Origin of the sequence: Kurthia sp. ISK08 (genome assembly GCF_046159805.1) — a bacterium.
Lineage (GTDB): Bacteria > Bacillota > Bacilli > Bacillales_A > Planococcaceae > Kurthia > Kurthia gibsonii.
Genome location: NZ_JBJXHL010000001.1, coordinates 467,511 through 485,194, shown reverse-complemented (window position 1 = coordinate 485,194; position 17,684 = coordinate 467,511). Strand labels below are relative to the sequence as shown.

The 17,684-nt window shown below is 36.4% G+C and carries 19 protein-coding genes; 12 read left to right on the top strand and 7 right to left on the bottom strand.

All coding sequences use genetic code 11. The annotated features are described in order from the left end of the window. Positions 1-27: 27 nt before the first annotated feature. Positions 28-1,833, top strand: coding sequence for a diguanylate cyclase domain-containing protein (locus ACKVQX_RS02330; protein ID WP_409135982.1), 1,806 nt, complete (start codon positions 28-30; stop codon positions 1,831-1,833). A gap of 61 nt (positions 1,834-1,894) precedes the next feature. Here the strand turns inward: ACKVQX_RS02330 and ACKVQX_RS02325 are convergent, their stop codons facing one another. From ACKVQX_RS02325 to ACKVQX_RS02310, 4 genes are read right to left on the bottom strand one after another with little or no spacing between them, the layout of a single operon-like run. After that, complete coding sequence (locus tag ACKVQX_RS02325) at positions 1,895-2,965, bottom strand: sulfate/molybdate ABC transporter ATP-binding protein (RefSeq protein ID WP_343174632.1); 1,071 nt, start codon at positions 2,963-2,965, stop codon at positions 1,895-1,897. Continuing rightward, on the bottom strand, positions 2,962-3,834 hold the full coding sequence (gene cysW, locus ACKVQX_RS02320; protein ID WP_285215928.1) for a sulfate ABC transporter permease subunit CysW: 873 nt from the start codon (positions 3,832-3,834) through the stop codon (positions 2,962-2,964). The genes ACKVQX_RS02325 and cysW overlap by 4 nt, the downstream gene beginning before the upstream one ends. Before the next feature lies 1 nt (position 3,835). After that, on the bottom strand, positions 3,836-4,681 hold the full coding sequence (gene cysT, locus ACKVQX_RS02315) for a sulfate ABC transporter permease subunit CysT (RefSeq protein ID WP_121175787.1): 846 nt from the start codon (positions 4,679-4,681) through the stop codon (positions 3,836-3,838). A 15-nt stretch (positions 4,682-4,696) separates the two neighbouring features. Then, positions 4,697-5,698 carry a sulfate ABC transporter substrate-binding protein gene (locus ACKVQX_RS02310; protein ID WP_068455317.1) on the bottom strand — a complete coding sequence of 334 codons (1,002 nt, stop codon included), beginning with the start codon at positions 5,696-5,698 and terminating at the stop codon, positions 4,697-4,699. A 276-nt stretch (positions 5,699-5,974) separates the two neighbouring features. Here ACKVQX_RS02310 and ACKVQX_RS02305 point away from each other — a divergent pair, with 276 nt between their 5' ends. From ACKVQX_RS02305 to ACKVQX_RS02285, 5 genes are all read left to right on the top strand, one after another. Next, positions 5,975-6,667: a phosphoadenylyl-sulfate reductase gene (locus ACKVQX_RS02305; protein ID WP_409135981.1), complete on the top strand. Its 693-nt coding sequence runs from the start codon at positions 5,975-5,977 to the stop codon at positions 6,665-6,667. Between the two features lie 12 nt (positions 6,668-6,679). Further along, positions 6,680-7,798, top strand: coding sequence for a sulfate adenylyltransferase (gene sat / locus ACKVQX_RS02300; protein WP_409135980.1), 1,119 nt, complete (start codon positions 6,680-6,682; stop codon positions 7,796-7,798). Further along, the gene (gene cysC, locus ACKVQX_RS02295; protein ID WP_068455309.1) at positions 7,795-8,379 is read left to right on the top strand and encodes an adenylyl-sulfate kinase; all 585 of its coding nucleotides are present in this window, start codon (positions 7,795-7,797) and stop codon (positions 8,377-8,379) included. The genes sat and cysC overlap by 4 nt, the downstream gene beginning before the upstream one ends. A gap of 239 nt (positions 8,380-8,618) precedes the next feature. Beyond that, positions 8,619-9,386 carry a TerC family protein gene (locus ACKVQX_RS02290; protein ID WP_068455306.1) on the top strand — a complete coding sequence of 256 codons (768 nt, stop codon included), beginning with the start codon at positions 8,619-8,621 and terminating at the stop codon, positions 9,384-9,386. A 210-nt stretch (positions 9,387-9,596) separates the two neighbouring features. Beyond that, entirely contained in the window at positions 9,597-10,949 is a 1,353-nt protein-coding gene (locus ACKVQX_RS02285; protein WP_068455303.1) for a TrkH family potassium uptake protein, read from the top strand. A gap of 56 nt (positions 10,950-11,005) precedes the next feature. On the opposite strand, the gene ACKVQX_RS02280 is transcribed toward ACKVQX_RS02285, so the two are convergent. Further along, positions 11,006-12,763, bottom strand: coding sequence for a B12-binding domain-containing radical SAM protein (locus tag ACKVQX_RS02280; protein WP_068455300.1), 1,758 nt, complete (start codon positions 12,761-12,763; stop codon positions 11,006-11,008). Between the two features lie 166 nt (positions 12,764-12,929). Here ACKVQX_RS02280 and ACKVQX_RS02275 point away from each other — a divergent pair, with 166 nt between their 5' ends. After that, positions 12,930-13,376: a MarR family winged helix-turn-helix transcriptional regulator gene (locus ACKVQX_RS02275; RefSeq protein ID WP_068455297.1), complete on the top strand. Its 447-nt coding sequence runs from the start codon at positions 12,930-12,932 to the stop codon at positions 13,374-13,376. 67 nt (positions 13,377-13,443) lie between these two features. Here ACKVQX_RS02275 and ACKVQX_RS02270 read toward each other — a convergent pair whose 3' ends face one another. Continuing rightward, the gene (locus ACKVQX_RS02270) at positions 13,444-14,055 is read right to left on the bottom strand and encodes a CPBP family intramembrane glutamic endopeptidase (protein ID WP_068455294.1); all 612 of its coding nucleotides are present in this window, start codon (positions 14,053-14,055) and stop codon (positions 13,444-13,446) included. A 70-nt stretch (positions 14,056-14,125) separates the two neighbouring features. Then, a complete protein-coding gene (locus ACKVQX_RS02265) occupies positions 14,126-14,317 on the bottom strand; it encodes a DUF2187 family protein (protein WP_068455291.1) in 192 nt (63 codons plus the stop codon). Positions 14,318-14,427: 110 nt separating this feature from the next. Between ACKVQX_RS02265 and ACKVQX_RS02260 the strand changes: the two genes are divergently transcribed. The 5 genes from ACKVQX_RS02260 to ACKVQX_RS02240 all read left to right on the top strand — a co-directional run bounded on the left by ACKVQX_RS02260 (position 14,428) and on the right by ACKVQX_RS02240 (position 17,641). Next, positions 14,428-14,616, top strand: a complete 189-nt coding sequence (locus ACKVQX_RS02260; RefSeq protein ID WP_068455288.1) for a hypothetical protein — start codon at positions 14,428-14,430, stop codon at positions 14,614-14,616. A gap of 90 nt (positions 14,617-14,706) precedes the next feature. Next, positions 14,707-14,904, top strand: coding sequence for an aspartyl-phosphate phosphatase Spo0E family protein (locus tag ACKVQX_RS02255; RefSeq protein WP_068455285.1), 198 nt, complete (start codon positions 14,707-14,709; stop codon positions 14,902-14,904). 170 nt (positions 14,905-15,074) lie between these two features. After that, positions 15,075-15,944 carry an NAD(P)-dependent oxidoreductase gene (locus ACKVQX_RS02250; protein ID WP_068455282.1) on the top strand — a complete coding sequence of 290 codons (870 nt, stop codon included), beginning with the start codon at positions 15,075-15,077 and terminating at the stop codon, positions 15,942-15,944. A gap of 19 nt (positions 15,945-15,963) precedes the next feature. Then, positions 15,964-16,185: a hypothetical protein gene (locus ACKVQX_RS02245; protein WP_131004892.1), complete on the top strand. Its 222-nt coding sequence runs from the start codon at positions 15,964-15,966 to the stop codon at positions 16,183-16,185. Between the two features lie 133 nt (positions 16,186-16,318). Continuing rightward, positions 16,319-17,641: an MFS transporter gene (locus tag ACKVQX_RS02240; RefSeq protein ID WP_068455279.1), complete on the top strand. Its 1,323-nt coding sequence runs from the start codon at positions 16,319-16,321 to the stop codon at positions 17,639-17,641. Positions 17,642-17,684 lie beyond the last annotated feature (43 nt).

The window sequence follows — 17,684 nt, the reverse complement described above, 5'->3', positions numbered from 1 at the left end:
AAATAGATATGAACTGGAGGGTACTGCATGAATTACAGATGGCTATATGCTATTTTTTTAATCTGTTTCATATTCTTAATCAATCCTTCATCTGCCAGTAGTTCTGAAAAAGAAGTACACGATTTAAATTTGAATACATATTTGGCACAACAAAATAAGGCATCTTTGGAAGGTGATTGGAGGTATATAGAAGGTATTCGTACGCCAAATGAGATGGAACAGGCGTATATGGTATTGCCAACTACAAAAATTCCAATTGAATTCAGTCGATTATTTAATCGAGACGATGCTTCTGCAACATTTTCTACATATATCAAGATTCCAAGCCGTTTTGTAGGACAATTAATGGCAATCGACATTCCTTATGAATATAGTGCATATCGTTTATTCATCGGAAATCAAGAAATCGCTAAAAAAGGTAAAGTAGCGACAGATTTACGTTATCACGAAAGTCAAATTGTACCAGCAATCGGTTATTTCACACCGCAGAGTACAACTATTTTTGTGACAATGCAAGTTTCAAATGATGGTTTAATAAGAGGCGGATTTGTTGAAAATCTTTCGCTAGGAACAGCTAAAGCAATTTCGACAGGTATTACAACAAAAGTATTCATCCATACATTATTAATTGGTTGTATTCTAATTGTTGGGATTTTTATGATTTTCATCGGAGCATATCGTGTTTATACACGTAGTTTATACATATTTGGGGTGTTTTGCATATCCATCGCATTACGTGCATTATTTGGCGTACCATTCATCTATGCTATTTTATGGCCGAATTTTGATTGGTTATGGGCGATTAAAGCAGAGTATGCATTGACCTGTTTATCTACTTTCTTCTTTGTATGGTTAGTTTATAATATTTCTAATAAATTATTTAATCCGCTTATTTTTTATATGACACAATCCATTGTTGTAATCGTCTTAATATGTGTATTGTTTTTATCTCCTGTTATTTTCCAAAAAACTTTTTTCTATGCTTTTTTAATTACCATTCCACTTTTCGCATATATGGGATGGATTTTGATTCAATCTACACGTATGAAAAATGATTTAGCGATGAATAACTTAATCGGTATTGTCCTTTTGTGTCTTGCTGTATTAATTGATTTTTTCAATGGATTAGGTGTTTTGCATCTTCCGCCGCTCAGTTTTGCTGCAACAGCTTTTTATGTCATCATTCAAATGTTCTTTTTAAGTAAACAATTTTCGGTTGAAGTCACAGGTCGTTTGCAACTAAACGAGCAACTTCAGCAGTTGAATCATTTGTTAGACGAAAAGATTTATGAACGTACAAAAGAGTTAGAAGAAGCAAATGAACGTTTACGTGAACTAGCAAATCGTGATGGGCTAACGCAAGTGTATAATCGACATTATTTTAATGAATATATGAAAAAAACATTTGCGGAAGTAATTAAAGAACATGCTTCGCTCTCCATGTTAATTTTGGATGTGGATGATTTTAAAAAGTACAATGATTTTTACGGACACATTGAAGGCGATCAATTATTGCAATATCTTGCAAGTGAAATGTCTAAAGTCGTACCCAAAGAAGGCGTCCTAGCACGCTATGGAGGAGAAGAATTCGCCATCGTGCTACCGAACTATTCAAACGAACAAGCTACAGCGATTGCAGAAAAGTTAAAATCTCGTATTGAGCATCAGCATTTACAACATGCTGCGAGTGACTATGGATTTATTACAGTGAGTATTGGGGTCGCAACACATGAATGTAAAACACAATATGCAACTGTGAACGAATTAATTAACGCAGCCGATCAAAATTTATATATCGGTAAAAATACAGGTAAAAATAAAGTAGTCTATTAAAAAAATCCAAATGGATGATGTGTCGGTATTTTACCGATTACTCAAACATTTGGATTTTTTATTAGATTGAAAAGTCTTCAGGCACAAATACTTTTAATTGTTTTGGATGGATGTAGACTGTATCACCTTTTTCAATGGCAAGTTGATTGAAGAATTCTTTTGTAATTTCTGCTTCTAAATAGTCATTCGTATCAGGTCGATGTAATTCAATATGAATTGTCGCACCAATTGGATGAATATGTAGGACAGTTGCTTTTACTGTATTCGGTCTTACTTCTTTTTCAATTGCGACATCATGTGGACGAACATAACCAACTGTTTCTTGTTCGGAATCAAGGTTAGACCCTGGAACTTTGAATGAGAAGTCGCCATTAATGAGTTCGCCTTTTCGTAATCTTCCTTTAAAGAGGTTCACATTTCCCAGGAAATCATAAACGAACGGTGAAGCAGGATTTTCATATACTTCAACAGGGGAACCGATTTGTTCAATACGACCTTCATTCATAATAACAATCCGATCGGCTACATCAAGTGCTTCCTCTTGGTCATGTGTTACAAAAATAGAGGTAATATGATAGTCATTGTGCAGTTTTCGTAGCCATCTACGCAAATCTTTTCTTACTTTCGCATCGAGTGCGCCAAATGGTTCATCGAGTAGTAACACTTTTGGTTCGACTGCAAGTGCGCGTGCAAGAGCGACACGTTGGCGCTGACCTCCTGACAATTGTGAGGGGTAGCGTTTAGCAAAATGTTCTAATTTAACAAGCGAGAGTAACTCGATTACCTTATCCTCGATTTCTTTTTTAGATGGACGTAGTTTTTTCGGTCTTACTTTTAAACCATATGCGACATTATCAAAAACAGTCATATGGTTAAATAAAGCATAATGTTGGAATACAAAACCGATATTTCGTTCTTTCGCGCTAAGATGTACAACTTCTTTTTGGTCGAATAGAATCGTTCCTTCATCTAACGTTTCAAGCCCAGCGATAATTCGAAGAAGGCTTGTTTTCCCAGAACCAGATGGACCTAATAAAGCGACTAATTCACCAGGTTGAATCGATAGTGAAATTTTTTGTAGTGCATGGTACTGTCCGAAATGTTTATCAATTTCTCTTAACTCAATACTCATTTAGAAACCTCCTTCGTACGCCATTCGATGATATTTTTTGCGATGATTGTTGCGAGTGCGAGTAGCGACATGAGTGATGCCACCGCAAATGCTGCTGTAAATTGGTATTCGTTATATAAAACTTCGATGTGTAGGGGCATCGTATTCGTTAAGCCGCGAATGTGACCAGATACAACGGATACTGCACCAAATTCACCAATGACACGCGCGTTACATAGAATCACACCATATAATAAGCCCCACTTAATTTTCGGAAGTGTAATACGCATAAAGGTTTGAAAACCATTTGCACCAAGTGAATGTGAAGCTTCTTCTTCTGACTGCCCTTGTGCCTGCATAAGTGGAATGAGTTCACGCGCAACAAAAGGAACCGTCACGAACAATGTCGCTAAAATAATGCCAGGTAGTGCGAAAATAATAAAGATATCTCGCTCAAGCAACCATTCACCGAATAATCCTTGTGCGCCGAATAATAAGACGAAAATTAAACCGGCGATCACAGGTGACACAGCAAAGGGTAAATCGATGAGCGTTAAAAGCATATTTTTACCTTTAAAATGATATTTTGAAATAAGCCATGCACTCAGTACACCGAATAATGTATTCAATGGTACAACAATTAATACGACAAGGAATGTCAGTCGAATAGCAGAAAGCGCCTCGCTATTCGTAATGGATGCTAAATAGACATCTACACCTTTTTGAAAAGCTGTCATAAAAATCGTGACAAGCGGTAATAATAAGAAAAGAGATAAAAAAAGTACACTAATCGTAATTAATGAGCGGCGAATCCACTTCGGTTCACTCGTAGGTGAATCTATCTTCACTTTTGGTAAAGTATGTGGTTGTTCGAGTACGTTCTCTGTCATATTATGCACCTACTCTCTTTGTATATTTACGTTGAATGAGCCATTGAATGATATTCATCGTGAGTAAAAAGAAGAATGAACCAATTAGCATAACCGAAGCAATGGCAGTCGCTCCTACATAATCATATTGTTCTAATTTTGTCATGATGAATAATGGTGTAATCTCTGTCTTCATCGGCATATTACCAGCGATAAAAACAACCGAACCATATTCACCTAATGCACGCGCAAAAGCCAAAGTAAAGCCTGTCATAATTGCTGGAATAAGTGTAGGGAAGATGACGTGACGAATCGTCTGCATACGATTTGCACCAAGACTAGCTGAAGCTTCTTCTTCCTCAATACGAAAGCTTTCAAGTACAGGCTGAACTGTACGAACAACAAAAGGCAGTCCAATAAACGTAAGAGCAATCATAATACCAAGTGGTGTGAAAGCAATTTTGAAATCGAAAAATTGACCAATCCATCCATTGGGTGCATAAAGAGCTGTTAGCGCAATCCCCGCAACAGCTGTTGGTAATGCGAAAGGTAAATCAACAAGCCCGTCCATTAAAGACTTAAGCGGAAATGTATAGCGAACAAGAACCCATGCAATAATCGTACCGAAAACGACATTGATAAGCGCTGCCACAAGTGATGCACCAATCGTTAACTTATAGGAGGCGACGGCACGCGGATCTGAAATAATCGTCCAAAATTCTCCCCATGTCAATTGAAGCGAATGCAGAAGAATCATCGATAACGGTAATAAAATTAATAAACTAACATAAAAGATTGTGAAGCCGAATGAGAGTTTAAAACCCGGAAGTCGAAAAGCTTTTTGTTTTTTTGCTGTAAGTGAAGCCATTTAATCACCACTTTCTTATTGATAAATTTTGTCGAATAAACCACCGTCTTGGAAATGTGTTTTTTGTGCTTTTTGCCAACCACCAAAGTCTTCAATCGTAACAAGTTGAAGTGGTGGGAATTGTTTTTCATATTGCTTTAAAATTTCTGGGTCACGAGGTCGATAGAAATTTTTTGCTGCAATTTCTTGACCTTCTTTTGTATACAAGAATTTTAAATAAGCAGTTGCGACTTTTTCCGTACCACGCTTTTTCGCATTTTTTGTGACAACTGTAACAGGTGGTTCCGCCAAAATACTAAGAGAAGGAGTAATGATTTCGAATTCATCTGCACCTAACTCTTTTAATGACAAGTAGGCTTCATTTTCCCACGTGATGAGTACATCACCGATGCCACGCTCTACAAAAGTCGTAGTGGACCCGCGTGCTCCTGAATCAAGTACGTCGACATTCCCATACAGTTTTTGCATGAACTCAAATGGTGTTAATTTTGTTTCTTGCTCATGTTTTTCTGCGTATGCATAAGCTGCTAAGTAATTCCAACGCGCCCCACCCGATGTTTTAGGGTTCGGTGTGACAACGGAAACGTCTGGACGAATTAAATCAGACCAGTCTTGAATTTTTTTTGGATTATCTTTTCGGACTAAGAAGACAATCGTCGATGTGTAAGGAGCCGAATGGTCAGGGAGCGCACTTTGCCAATTTGGTGAAATGAGTTCGCGATGTTTTGTCAGTTCATCAATATCATAAGCAAGTGCAAGCGTGACAACATCTGCTCGAATCCCGTCGATAACTGCCCGTCCTTGTTTACCAGAACCTCCATGCGATTGCTGAATAGTTACAGTTTGTCCTGTTTTTTCTTTCCATTCTTTCGCAAATGCTGTATTGATTCCTTGATATAGTTCGCGTGTTGGATCGTAGGAAACGTTTAACAATTGAATTTCTTTTTCCGAAGCTTTTGAAGAACAACCTGCTAATAAGAGGATTGTAAGAATCAAAAGCAAACTCTTTCTTTTCATGTATAAATCCCTCCTTCAAAAAAAAACTGAAAACTGCACACGAATACCACCGTGTACAGCCTTCAGTTTGTCTGATCAGCTAACTTTGTTAGTTATACGATAAACACATATTCCCTATAAGTCAACTAAGAATTTACAAAAAACCTATTTTATTTATCGGAATTACATGATATACTCCAATTAAGAAAAGCTAACCAGAAAACTGGAGGCGATTCAACCTAACTAGCACTTAGTAGGTTGAATCGCCTTTTTGTTTACTAGAAAGGAGTGTTCTACATGACACAAGCCGAGATAACACCGTCCCTATTTTCAAAAGATACAGATACAAAAGGGGCATTGGAAGTTTTAGAGTGGGCATACGAAACATATGGTGACAAATTAGTTTATGCATGTAGTTTTGGTATTGAAGGGATTGTCCTCATTCATTTAATTGCACAAGTAAAACCAGATGCAAAAATTGTTTTCCTTGATACAGACCTTCATTTCAAAGAAACATATGAAACGATTGAACGTACAAAAGAACGTTATCCAACACTACAAATTGAATTGAAAAAACCAACATTGACATTAGAAGAACAAGCGAATGAGTATGGGGATGAATTATGGAAAACTGCACCAAATCAATGCTGCAATATCCGTAAAATTGAACCATTACAAGAAGTATTACAAGCTTCTGATGCATGGATTTCAGGTTTGCGCCGCGAACAATCTGAAACGCGTGCTAAAACAGAGTTTGTAAATGATGATCCTCGTTTTAAATCAACCAAAATTTGCCCGCTTATTCATTGGACATGGAAAGATGTTTGGCGCTATGTATCCAAATATGATTTACCATACAACATACTGCATGACCAAGGTTATCCATCAATTGGTTGTGAAAAGTGTACAGTTCCAGCCTTTACAATGGATGATTTACGTTCAGGAAGATGGCAGGGTAAAGGAAAAACAGAGTGTGGATTACACGGATAGGGGAGAAAAAATATGACATTAGTTAATCGTTACAATGAAAAATATCAAACAGCACATATTCAACATACGATTGAATTAGATGCCATCGCGTTAAGTGATTTAGAATTAATCGGCATTGGTGGCTATAGCCCAATTGAAGGTTTTTTAAATGAAGAAGACTACCAATCGGTTGTGAAGAATATTCGTTTAGCAGATGGTACAGTATGGAGTATTCCTATCACATTGCCAATCTCAGATGAGCAAGCGAAAACATTACAAGTTGGTGATGAGGCGAAACTGGTATATCAAGGTGAAACATATGGCGCGATTGAGATTGCTTCGATTTATGTACCGAATAAAGAAGAAGAAGCGCGTCATGTATATGGAACAGATGATCAAAACCACCCTGGTGTTCGTAAGTTATTTGAACGTCCAGCTGTATATGTAGGAGGACCTGTCGTTTTAACGAAGCGTCAGCAACCTGCTTTTGCAGCTTATACGTTTACACCAGCTGAGACACGTGCAATTTTTGCAGAGAAAGGCTGGAAGACAGTCGTTGGATTCCAAACGCGTAATCCTGTCCACCGTGCGCATGAATATATTCAAAAAGCAGCACTTGAAACAATCGACGGTCTGTTTTTAAATCCACTTGTCGGTGAAACAAAATCAGATGATGTTTCCGCTACGATTCGTATGGAGAGTTATGAAGTATTGTTAGAGAAATACTATCCAGCAAATCGTGTACAATTAGGTATTTTCCCAGCTGCGATGCGTTATGCTGGACCACGTGAAGCAATTTTCCATGCGCTTGTACGTAAAAATTATGGTTGTACACATTTCATTGTAGGACGCGATCATGCGGGTGTAGGTGATTATTATGGCACGTATGATGCACAAATTATCTTTGAACAATTTACAAATGATGAATTAGGTATTACACCGCTGAAATTTGAACATAGCTTCTACTGCTCGGCATGTGAAGGAATGGCAACAACAAAAACATGTCCTCATGATGCAAAAGACCATATTATTTTATCAGGAACAAAAGTACGTGAGATGTTGCGCAATAGCATTACACCACCACCGACATTTAGTCGTAAAGAAGTTGTCGAAGTGTTAATTCGTGGTATGAAGCAGGAGGTAGCCGAATGAGCACAAATTTAACATGGCATGAAGCAGCCATTCAAAAAGAAGAACGTCAACAGAAGAACGGATACGAAGGGAAAATTGTATGGTTTACAGGCTTATCAGCTTCAGGTAAATCAACGATTGCCAATGCTTTTTCTCGTCGTTTATTTGATTTGAATCGCCAAGTGTATGTACTTGATGGTGATAATATTCGCCAAGGTTTAAATAGTGATTTAGGTTTTGGTGATGAAGCGCGAAAAGAGAATATTCGTCGTATTGGAGAAGTGGCAAAATTATTTATTGATAGCGGTCAATATGTATTAACTGCATTCATCTCCCCATTTCGAGAAGATCGCCAAACTGTTCGCGACTTAGTAGGTGAAGGCGAGTTTATCGAAGTATATGTCAAGTGTTCAATTGAAGCGTGTGAAGAACGTGACCCGAAAGGACTATATAAGAAGGCACGTAAAAAAGAGATTCCATCATTTACAGGCATCTCATCTCCATACGAAGAACCATTGAATCCTGAGATTGTTCTTAATTCTGAGAAGTATAGTGTAGAGGAATGTGTGGAACAATTGTTAAAAGAGTTAAACATTCGTTAGAAGAAAAATAAGTTTACAGCAAACTTGAAATCCGTTATACTATTCCTATAAACAAACGAATAAGACTTTGACAGTTGTCAAAGGGGAGTAGCTATAGAACGATTTTTGTTCTACACTTGTAGTCGTCAATACATGGTCAAAAGCCATCGGTTACAAGGGCATCTAAATTTGCTAAGTGAGACCTTTGCCTATTTTTTAGGCATGGGTCTTTTTTGTTTGTAGCAAAAGGAGGAACCTATATGGAAATATTATTAGAGTACGGTTGGGTATTACTTGTACTTGTCGGTTTAGAAGGTTTACTTGCGGCTGATAACGCGGTTGTTATGGCAGTTATGGTAAAACACTTACCGCTAGCTCAGAGAAAGAAAGCTTTATTCTACGGATTACTTGGAGCATTCGTATTCCGTTTCTTAGCATTATTCATGATTACATTAATTGTCGACTGGTGGTTCGTACAAGCAGCAGGTGCAGCTTACTTACTATTTATCTCAATTAAGCACATTTATGACTCGAAGAAGAAAAAAGATCCAGAAGATGAAGCGGCTAAGAAGCCGAAAAAACAATCTGGTTTCTGGATGACCGTTGTAAAAGTTGAAGCAGCAGATATCGCGTTCGCAATTGATTCGATGTTAGCAGCAGTTGCTTTAGCTGTTACATTACCAGCTTTAGGTGATTTCACAATTGGTGGAATCAACGGTGGTCAGTTCATCGTCATGTTCCTTGGTGGTGTAATCGGTCTTGTCATCATGCGATTTGCAGCACAATGGTTCGTTAAAATTCTTGAAAAATATCCACAACTTGAAACAGCAGCGTTTGTTATCGTTGGTTGGGTTGGTGTAAAATTAACAGTTATGACACTTGCACATCCAAACGTACAAATTTTAGATGAGCACTTCCCACACTCTACTGCTTGGAAATTAATTTTCTGGACAGTATTAGTCGGAATCGCAGTTGTTGGTTACATTACAGGTGTACGTGGTGCGAAAAAGCAAGACCACACATCGTAATACAGAAATATTGGATAAGAGGTTGGGTGCATTCCTAGCCTCTTTTCTTTTTGATAGGATATAAACGATATATAAAAGGGTATAAGATGTTAAAATACGGAAAAATAGGATAAATAAAAAAGTTTTCTAACCAAATAAAGTGCGTTACAATAGGTAGTTGTAAAATTGATTTAAAATATAGAGGATTATGAATAGAGAGGATCGATGAAAATGGGCACTGCGAAAGACATTAGTAAACGCTCAACACCGTTCCAAGCAATCGTGTCATATTATTTTATTGCTATTGCAATATCATTCGTATTACTTATTTTGCCTGGCGTACATAAAGAAGGCGTACATGTTTCCTTATTAGATAGCTTATTTACAGCGGTGAGTGCTGTAAGTGTAACAGGTCTGACAGTATTCAATATTAGTGAGACTTACACAACGTTTGGAATCGTCATGCTACTCGTCGTACTACAATTAGGCGCAATCGGTATTATGTCGCTTGGTACATTCGTTTGGTTAATTGTCGGTAAGAAAATTGGTCTGCGCGAACGTCAATTAATTATGGTTGACCACAACCAATATAATTTATCAGGCGTTGTTAATTTAATTAAAGAGATTATTAAAAACTTATTTGTCATCGAATTAGTAGGAGCACTTATTTTAACACTGTATTTTTTACAGTATTATGATACTTTTTTAAAAGCGTTATTACACGGGGTCTTTGCTGCTGTATCAGCTACAACAAATGGTGGATTTGATATTACGGGAGAGTCACTAGCACCGTATGCAGATGACTATTTTGTACAAACGATTAATATGATTTTAATTACACTTGGTGCGATTGGTTTCCCTGTACTAATCGAAGTGAAATATTTCTTAATGAATAAAGACCCGAAAAAATTCCGTTTTTCTTTATTCACAAAAATTACAACAACAACGTATGCTATTTTATTTTTAGTCGGTACATTTGTCATTTTAATTGTCGAGGCATTTAATGCATTTAAAGATATGTCATGGCATAAAATGCTATTCTCAAGTATGTTCCATTCCGTATCCACGCGTTCAGCTGGTTTAACAACGCTCGATGTTGCGCAGTTTACGGATACAACGAATATCTTTTTAAGTTTTATGATGTTCATTGGTGCGTCCCCAAGCTCTGTTGGTGGGGGGATTCGAACAACGACTTTTGCTATCGCTGTACTATTCCTCATTAACTTTGCACGTGGAAAAGACGACATTCAAGTATTTGGGCGTGAGATTTATACAATTGATGTATTTCGCTCCTATGTTGTTATTATTTTAGCGACAACGATGGTGCTTGTATCTACGATGATTTTATTATTAACAGAGAAAAATGCGACATTACTGCAAATCATTTTTGAAATTACATCTGCGTTCGGTACGTGTGGTATGTCTCTAGGCATTACGAGCGACCTCTCTTCACCAGGTAAAGTCATTATTATGATTCTCATGTTCGTTGGACGTGTCGGCTTAATTTCATTCCTATACTCATTAGGTGGTAAGAGTGAAAAACCGAAATATCACTATCCAAAAGAACGCGTTATTATCGGTTAATGAAAAAAGCATAAAAAAGACAATCTACACATTAAACTGTGGATTGTCTTTTTTTGTTACATTGAATGGATAGCATCTTTCACAACTTTAGAAAATAGTGGTGTACCATCTTTTTGAAATGTTGTTACTAAGTAGCCTTTTTCTTTTGTTACATGTGCTTGTTCAAGCGAATCGATTGAAATATTAAATGGCAAAATGAAGGTATGTTTAAACAATTCCTTTTCATTTAAACCGAGTGCAACAAAGGCATCTCCTGCAATTTCAGGTCGTTCTTTTAGTTGCGCATAAATCATTTTTAATTCATCTTTTTCAATCGCTTGTTCCCACCAAGGTTTACGAGGTTGGAATTTTTGTGTTGATAAATAATCATATTGCATAATTTGCTTCACAATCGGTAGTTTCGGCTCATTACGTGATTCTAAGAACTGTAATAAACGTTTAAATAAATCTTCTAACTGATGACCGATTTTCGACCAGCCCTGTTCATCCCAATACGTACCGAATTGTTGGAAGAAGTCGAATGGTGTTTCGAATACATGTGTGACTAAATATTCGAGTGTACGATCCATACGATGATCATTCCAATACTTCTCTAAAATATCCTCGGTCTGTTTGATTCGTAAAATATCATCGAAGTCGAGTACATTATTCGCGAAGATTTCGTATGGAGCCATATCGACATATTCGTAGCCGTATTGTTCAGCCTGTAAACGAAGACCAGTCCCACGAAGTAACTTTAAGAAGCCAAGTTGTAATTCTTCAGGACGCATCGCAAATACATCATTGAATGTTTTACGGAAACTATTGTAATCTTCTTCAGGTAAGCCAGCGATTAAATCTAAATGTTGGTCGATTTTTCCGCCTTCTTTTACCATTGTGACAGTACGCGCTAACTTTTCAAAGTTTTGGCGACGTTTTACTAAATCATTCGTTTCATCATTCGTCGATTGTACACCAATCTCAAAACGGAATAATCCAGCTGGTGCATTTTCGTTTAAGAATTGAATGACTTCAGGGCGCATAATGTCCGCTGTAATCTCAAACTGGAATACAACACCTGGTTGATGTTCATCAATTAAGAACTGGAAAATATCCATTGCATAACTACGACTAATGTTAAATGTACGGTCAACGAATTTAATCGTACGAACGCCTTGGTCCATTAAATAGCGAATATCGTCTTTGATTTTTTCGCGATTAAAATAACGAACGCCTACTTCAATAGAAGAAAGACAAAATTGACAGCTAAAAGGACAGCCACGAGATGTCTCAACATAAGCAATTCGTTTTGGAATTTCTGCGCGGTCTTCTTCAAAGCGGAAAATACTTGGTAGCTCACGTAAATCAATCTTTGGAGGCTGTGCGTGGATTTTCATTTTGCCATCTTGTAAATAACAAATACCCGGTACATCTTCTAATGGAATGTCACCGTTTAGATAATGTAGTAACTGTTTAAAGGAATGTTCACCTTCGCCCATAATAATGAAGTCCACAAGTCCATCTAAGCGATGTAACCAGTCATGAACATCATAGGATACTTCAGGTCCACCTAAAATAATTTTTGTATGTGGACTCACTTTACGCAACATACGGATGACACGAATTGTTTCTTCAATGTTCCAAATGTAACAACTGAAGCCGACAACGTCAGGTTTTTTTTGAAAAATATCAGATACGATATTGAACGATGGATCTTTAATTGTAAATTCAGCAAGAGCAGGATCAAACTCAGGCTGTGCATACGCTTTTAAATAGCGGATTGCGGTGTTAGTATGAATGTACTTTGCATTCAATGTTGCTAATAGAATATTCAATTAGAACTCCCCTTCTAAAAAGAATATGTTAATTGTAACAGTGAAAAGGTCATACAACAAATGAATCTTTTAAGAAATAAATTGTGTGAAAATATCGTATTTTGACAATCAAATCGCTAAACAGATATAATGAATGAAATGAAATGTAAGAAAAGGATGAGAGACGATGGCTTCTGAGGAAATAAAGCAGTCTTTAAAGTTATATATTGTGCTATCGCGCGCACATAAGGCAATTAACGAAGTAACGAATCAATTTTTTCAAGAGAATAAATTAAATCCGACAGAATTCGCAGTGTTAGAGCTGTTATATCATAAAGGACGTCAACCACTCCAAGTGATTGGACAGAAAATTTTACTTGCAAGTGGCTCAATTACATATGTTGTCGACAAGTTAGAGAAGCGTGGCTACATTACACGAACTGCTTGTCCATCCGATCGTCGCATTACATATGCAGACATTACAAGTGAGGGCGAAGTATTCATGGCAGAATTATTCCCACGCCATGAACAGCAGCTACATGAGTTGACGAATGGCTTATCAAGCGAGGAAAAAGAACAAGCGATTCAACTATTGAAAAAATTAGGATTGTCGATTAAAGATTTATCTTATTAATCATAAAAAGCTGATGAGTCATAAGAATAGACTCTCAGCTTTTTATTTTAAATAATGTTTAAAGAAATTAAGTGAGTGGGAATAAAAGGAAAAGGAAGATTACCATTGTTATATGTGCAATGAAAACTATCGGTAAACTTTTCAGCCATTCATATAATCCTCCGAAAATAATACCCGATAAGAATGCCGCAATGGCTCCTATATAAAAACCACAAATGAGTAAAGGTAATCCAAAATGAATTGCTGATATCAGAACAGCCCATTTTTTTGAGACCATCTTTTTTAATTCTTGCTGTAAATATACACGCCAAATCATTTCTTCCCCTAAAACAATGACAATAAGTAATGCAGCATATTGCCAGATGGCAGTAGGAGAATAGATTTCAAGTAGCTCCTTCACATTTTGAAAAGCAACTGGTGAAATGTATGAGAGTATGTTATAAATACTTATTGCAGTAAAATAGCCAATTACACCAATCGGAATCCCAATGAATAGTGAGCGAAGTAAAGATTGTTTGTTCATCAGATTGCCAAAGAAAAAAGCAAAAATAATTCCAATTCCAAGCAAATTAGTATAACTAAACCAAAAAATGGGTGTATACTGAAAAGAAATAATCATAATGATTAATACAATAAGGGCAAAAAGCGAAAGTGTCGTTTTGTCTGCACGTTGTATCATCTAATCACCTCCAAATAAAAAAACCATTCTTCATGTTAAAAAGAACGGCTTTAGTGTATCATGTAGTTCATTAAAGCGGAACACCTGAGTTTACAATTTTGTAGCGTTTATGATTAATTACTGTTTTTTCTTCTAAATCAAGGTGGCGAAAGTTTTCCATAATCGTTAAATCTACTATAACAGAGTTCTCGTTTACTTTTTCAACTCGTCCTCTTAAACCGTCGTGGAATTCGATGATATTGCCGATATCTGCGATTTTCATTATGCAACATTCCCTTCAATTTCTAATTACTTACATTTTGCATGAAAAGGCTCGAAATGTAAAATAATTTACTAAGAAATAAAAAAAATTTAAAAAAGGAAGTTTTTACAATGGAAAATATGCCAGAAATGATAAATAAATTAGTTAATGGTGAAATAAAGAAAATAGAAGTCAGTAAAAATGATTTTTATGAATTTAGAGAATTAATCGTAGAAAGAGAAGATTTTAAGCGTTTTCGAGGGATAGCGCAACAAGGTGGAAAAGTCGTCTATGAATATTTAGAAAAAGAAAGAAGTTAAAATGTCGAATGGTGTCGAAAATTTCATTTCCGAAAAGTTGGGAATACTAGTATAATAATGAACGTGGTTACGAGAGGTGGAGTGAAGATAATGTCGGAAGTAGTATTAAAAAAGTTAGAACAAACACGCGAAAAAATGATTCAATGTGGACTGGAAAAAGGTTTTTTGAATGCAGAAACAATTCGTTTAAGTCGAAAACTAGATGATCTACTTAATCTTTATCAGCTCCAACAAGTAGGCACAGAGTACGAAATGAAAATTAAATCAATTGATTATGATATCCATTAATGAAGAAATTTTAAAAATGTGGGTTTAAAATATTCAAAAGGGTGGAACTATATTTAAGAACACAGCAACAATCTCATTTCCCCCTTTCTTTAGCAGATAACTCTATCTGCTATTTTTTTTTGCTTAGATTCGGTATACTAAAGAAATCAAAGGTGAAAGGATGTTCAAATATGACAAAGAAAAATGTAGCTTTTATTGGTACGGGTGTAATGGGCGCAAGTATCGTACATCACTTATTACAAGCAGGTTATGCAGTCCACATCTTTACAAGAACAGCTTCAAAAGCACAAACTTTAATCGAAGAAGGTGCTGTTTGGCATAAAACAGCTGCAGATGCTACAAAAAATGCAGAAGTTGTATTCACGATGGTTGGCGATCCGATTGATGTAGAAGAAGTTTACTTCGGTGATGCAGGAATTTTTAAAACAGCAAAAGAAGGGACACTCGTGATTGACTTAACTACTTCTCAACCAACACTTGCTAAAAAGATTGCAACATTTGCAGCAGAACGTCATATTGACGCACTTGATGCGCCCGTATCTGGTGGAGACGTCGGTGCGAAGAACGGTACATTATCTATTATGGTTGGTGGAAAAAAAGAAGCATTTGAACGTGCGCTCTCAATTTTCGAAGTATTCGGTCAAAATGTCGTCTATCAAGGTTTAGCAGGAGCAGGACAACATACGAAGATGTGTAATCAAATTGCCATTGCGACAAATATGATTGGTGTAGCAGAATCGCTTGTATATGGTAAACGTGCAGGATTAGATTTAGATACAGTGCTTCAATCTATTTCAGCAGGAGCAGCAGGTTCATGGTCTCTAAGTAACTTGGCACCGCGCATGATTAAAGGCGATCTAGAGCCAGGTTTTTATATTAAGCACTTTTTAAAAGATATGCGTATTGCTTTAGAAGAAGCCGAGCAAATGGATTTACAACTACCAGGTTTACAACTAGCGAAGAAAATGTATGATGAATTGGCAGAGCAAGGACTTCAAGAAAAAGGAACACAGGCTATTATCAAATACTACAAATCGTAGAAAAACTTCGGAGAAGAAAATGAAAAAAAGTAACTCAACACCATCTCTTATGGGATTTGCAGTGTTATTTATTGTAATCCCTCTCCTATATGTAGGAAGTTTCATCATCTACACGCAATTTAATGAGCAATGGGTTCATGTAGAAACAGCGATGCTCTCCATGTTTTGTTACTATATAGCCTGTTCTGTATGGTGGTTCGTCTATTCATGGCGAAAGAGAAAAAAACTGATGAATAATTAAAGAATACTATATAGGAAGAAAATCAAAAAAATGAACTCCATTTGTTAGGTGTTCATTTTTTTGTAAATAAAATGTGAATATATTGTAAATAATAGACATAAATAAACAAAAATATGAAACATTATGAAATAATATGAAAGAGGAGGCGGAGAGTATCGAAGCAAAACAACGTAAAAGAAGCTCTTCATGGGCGATTTATGCTTCATTACCCATTATTTCATGGGCTCTGTATGACTTTGCAAATACCATTTTTTCATCGAATATTAACACTGTATTTTTCCCTTTTTATATGGATGAAGTGTTAGGAACGAATGAAGAAAAACAGCAACTAGCAAGTACTTTTATCTCATATGCAAACGCAGTAGCGAGTTTATTACTCGTTATTTTTTCACCACTGTTTGGCGTATGGATTGACCAAACGGGCTATAAGAAAAAAGTCATTGTCTGGTTCGCCTCTACATCCATCTTCTTTACATTTATGATGGGGATTTTTGGTGAAATGAATTTACAATCGACGATTGGTGGCGTTCCGCTAAGCCTATTTATTGTCGTCATCTGTTTTGTCATTGCAAAATTCTTTTATAATTCGAGTCTTGTTTTTTATGATGCAATGATGCCCGACTTAGGAAAATCGGAAGATATGCCGCTTATCTCTGGTTTTGGTGTTGCAGTCGGTTATCTTGGCACCATCTTCGGTCTACTCGTGTACTTACTTGTGAATGATGGCAACTATGCACGTGCCTTTATTCCAACAGCTATTTTATACTTATTATTTTCATTACCGCTATTCTTTATTAATCGTGATCAACCGATACCAAAGGAAAATAGAAAAAAAGTTCGTTTTTTAACAGGATATAAAGAAATCATTCAAACATTTAAAGAAATGCGCCAACATCGTACAATCTTTAAATTTATGATTGCATACTTTTTCATTAATGATGCACTTGCTACAACGATTGCAATGATGGCAGTATATGCTGCAGCAGTTTTAGCATTCACATCAGGGCAGTTTATTCTACTTTATTTAGTTTCCACAGTCGCAGCAATTATCGGTTCATTTGCCTTTGGATATATTACAAAAAAATCAGGTGCTAATCGAGCAGTGACGTATGTTGCTCTCTTAATGGTTATTGCATTAGTCATCGCAGCCGCCGCAACAGAACAATGGATGTTTTGGATTGCAGGTAGTCTTTTTGGTATCTCTCTCGGTGCGATTTGGGTGACGTCACGAACGTATATTATTGAACTATCACCAAAAGAAAAACAAGGTCAATTTTTCGGCTTATTTGCATTCTCAGGAAAAGTTTCTTCTATTATTGGACCAGCCATCTATGGTTCCATTACCTTTATGCTACGTTCTCAAGGTGCTGTTGCCAGTAGGATTGCTTTATTATCATTAGTGGTTATGACGCTTATTGGTCTAATTATCCATATGAAAAAACTTAAAACTGTCTAATTCAAGTCTATTTGACTATCGTTCGATATGGTACAATGGTTTT

Coding starts and splice junctions, on each gene's coding strand:
- ACKVQX_RS02330 (WP_409135982.1), top strand. CDS start 28: ATGAATTACAGATGGCTATATGCTATTTTTTTAATCTGTTTCATATTC.
- ACKVQX_RS02325 (WP_343174632.1), bottom strand. CDS start 2,965: ATGAGTATTGAGTTAAGAGAAATTGATAAACATTTCGGACAGTACCAT.
- cysW (WP_285215928.1), bottom strand. CDS start 3,834: ATGACAGAGAACGTACTCGAACAACCACATACTTTACCAAAAGTGAAG.
- cysT (WP_121175787.1), bottom strand. CDS start 4,681: ATGGCTTCACTTACAGCAAAAAAACAAAAAGCTTTTCGACTTCCGGGT.
- ACKVQX_RS02310 (WP_068455317.1), bottom strand. CDS start 5,698: ATGAAAAGAAAGAGTTTGCTTTTGATTCTTACAATCCTCTTATTAGCA.
- ACKVQX_RS02305 (WP_409135981.1), top strand. CDS start 5,975: ATGACACAAGCCGAGATAACACCGTCCCTATTTTCAAAAGATACAGAT.
- sat (WP_409135980.1), top strand. CDS start 6,680: ATGACATTAGTTAATCGTTACAATGAAAAATATCAAACAGCACATATT.
- cysC (WP_068455309.1), top strand. CDS start 7,795: ATGAGCACAAATTTAACATGGCATGAAGCAGCCATTCAAAAAGAAGAA.
- ACKVQX_RS02290 (WP_068455306.1), top strand. CDS start 8,619: ATGGAAATATTATTAGAGTACGGTTGGGTATTACTTGTACTTGTCGGT.
- ACKVQX_RS02285 (WP_068455303.1), top strand. CDS start 9,597: ATGGGCACTGCGAAAGACATTAGTAAACGCTCAACACCGTTCCAAGCA.
- ACKVQX_RS02275 (WP_068455297.1), top strand. CDS start 12,930: ATGGCTTCTGAGGAAATAAAGCAGTCTTTAAAGTTATATATTGTGCTA.
- ACKVQX_RS02270 (WP_068455294.1), bottom strand. CDS start 14,055: ATGATACAACGTGCAGACAAAACGACACTTTCGCTTTTTGCCCTTATT.
- ACKVQX_RS02265 (WP_068455291.1), bottom strand. CDS start 14,317: ATGAAAATCGCAGATATCGGCAATATCATCGAATTCCACGACGGTTTA.
- ACKVQX_RS02260 (WP_068455288.1), top strand. CDS start 14,428: ATGGAAAATATGCCAGAAATGATAAATAAATTAGTTAATGGTGAAATA.
- ACKVQX_RS02255 (WP_068455285.1), top strand. CDS start 14,707: ATGTCGGAAGTAGTATTAAAAAAGTTAGAACAAACACGCGAAAAAATG.
- ACKVQX_RS02250 (WP_068455282.1), top strand. CDS start 15,075: ATGACAAAGAAAAATGTAGCTTTTATTGGTACGGGTGTAATGGGCGCA.
- ACKVQX_RS02245 (WP_131004892.1), top strand. CDS start 15,964: ATGAAAAAAAGTAACTCAACACCATCTCTTATGGGATTTGCAGTGTTA.
- ACKVQX_RS02240 (WP_068455279.1), top strand. CDS start 16,319: ATGAAAGAGGAGGCGGAGAGTATCGAAGCAAAACAACGTAAAAGAAGC.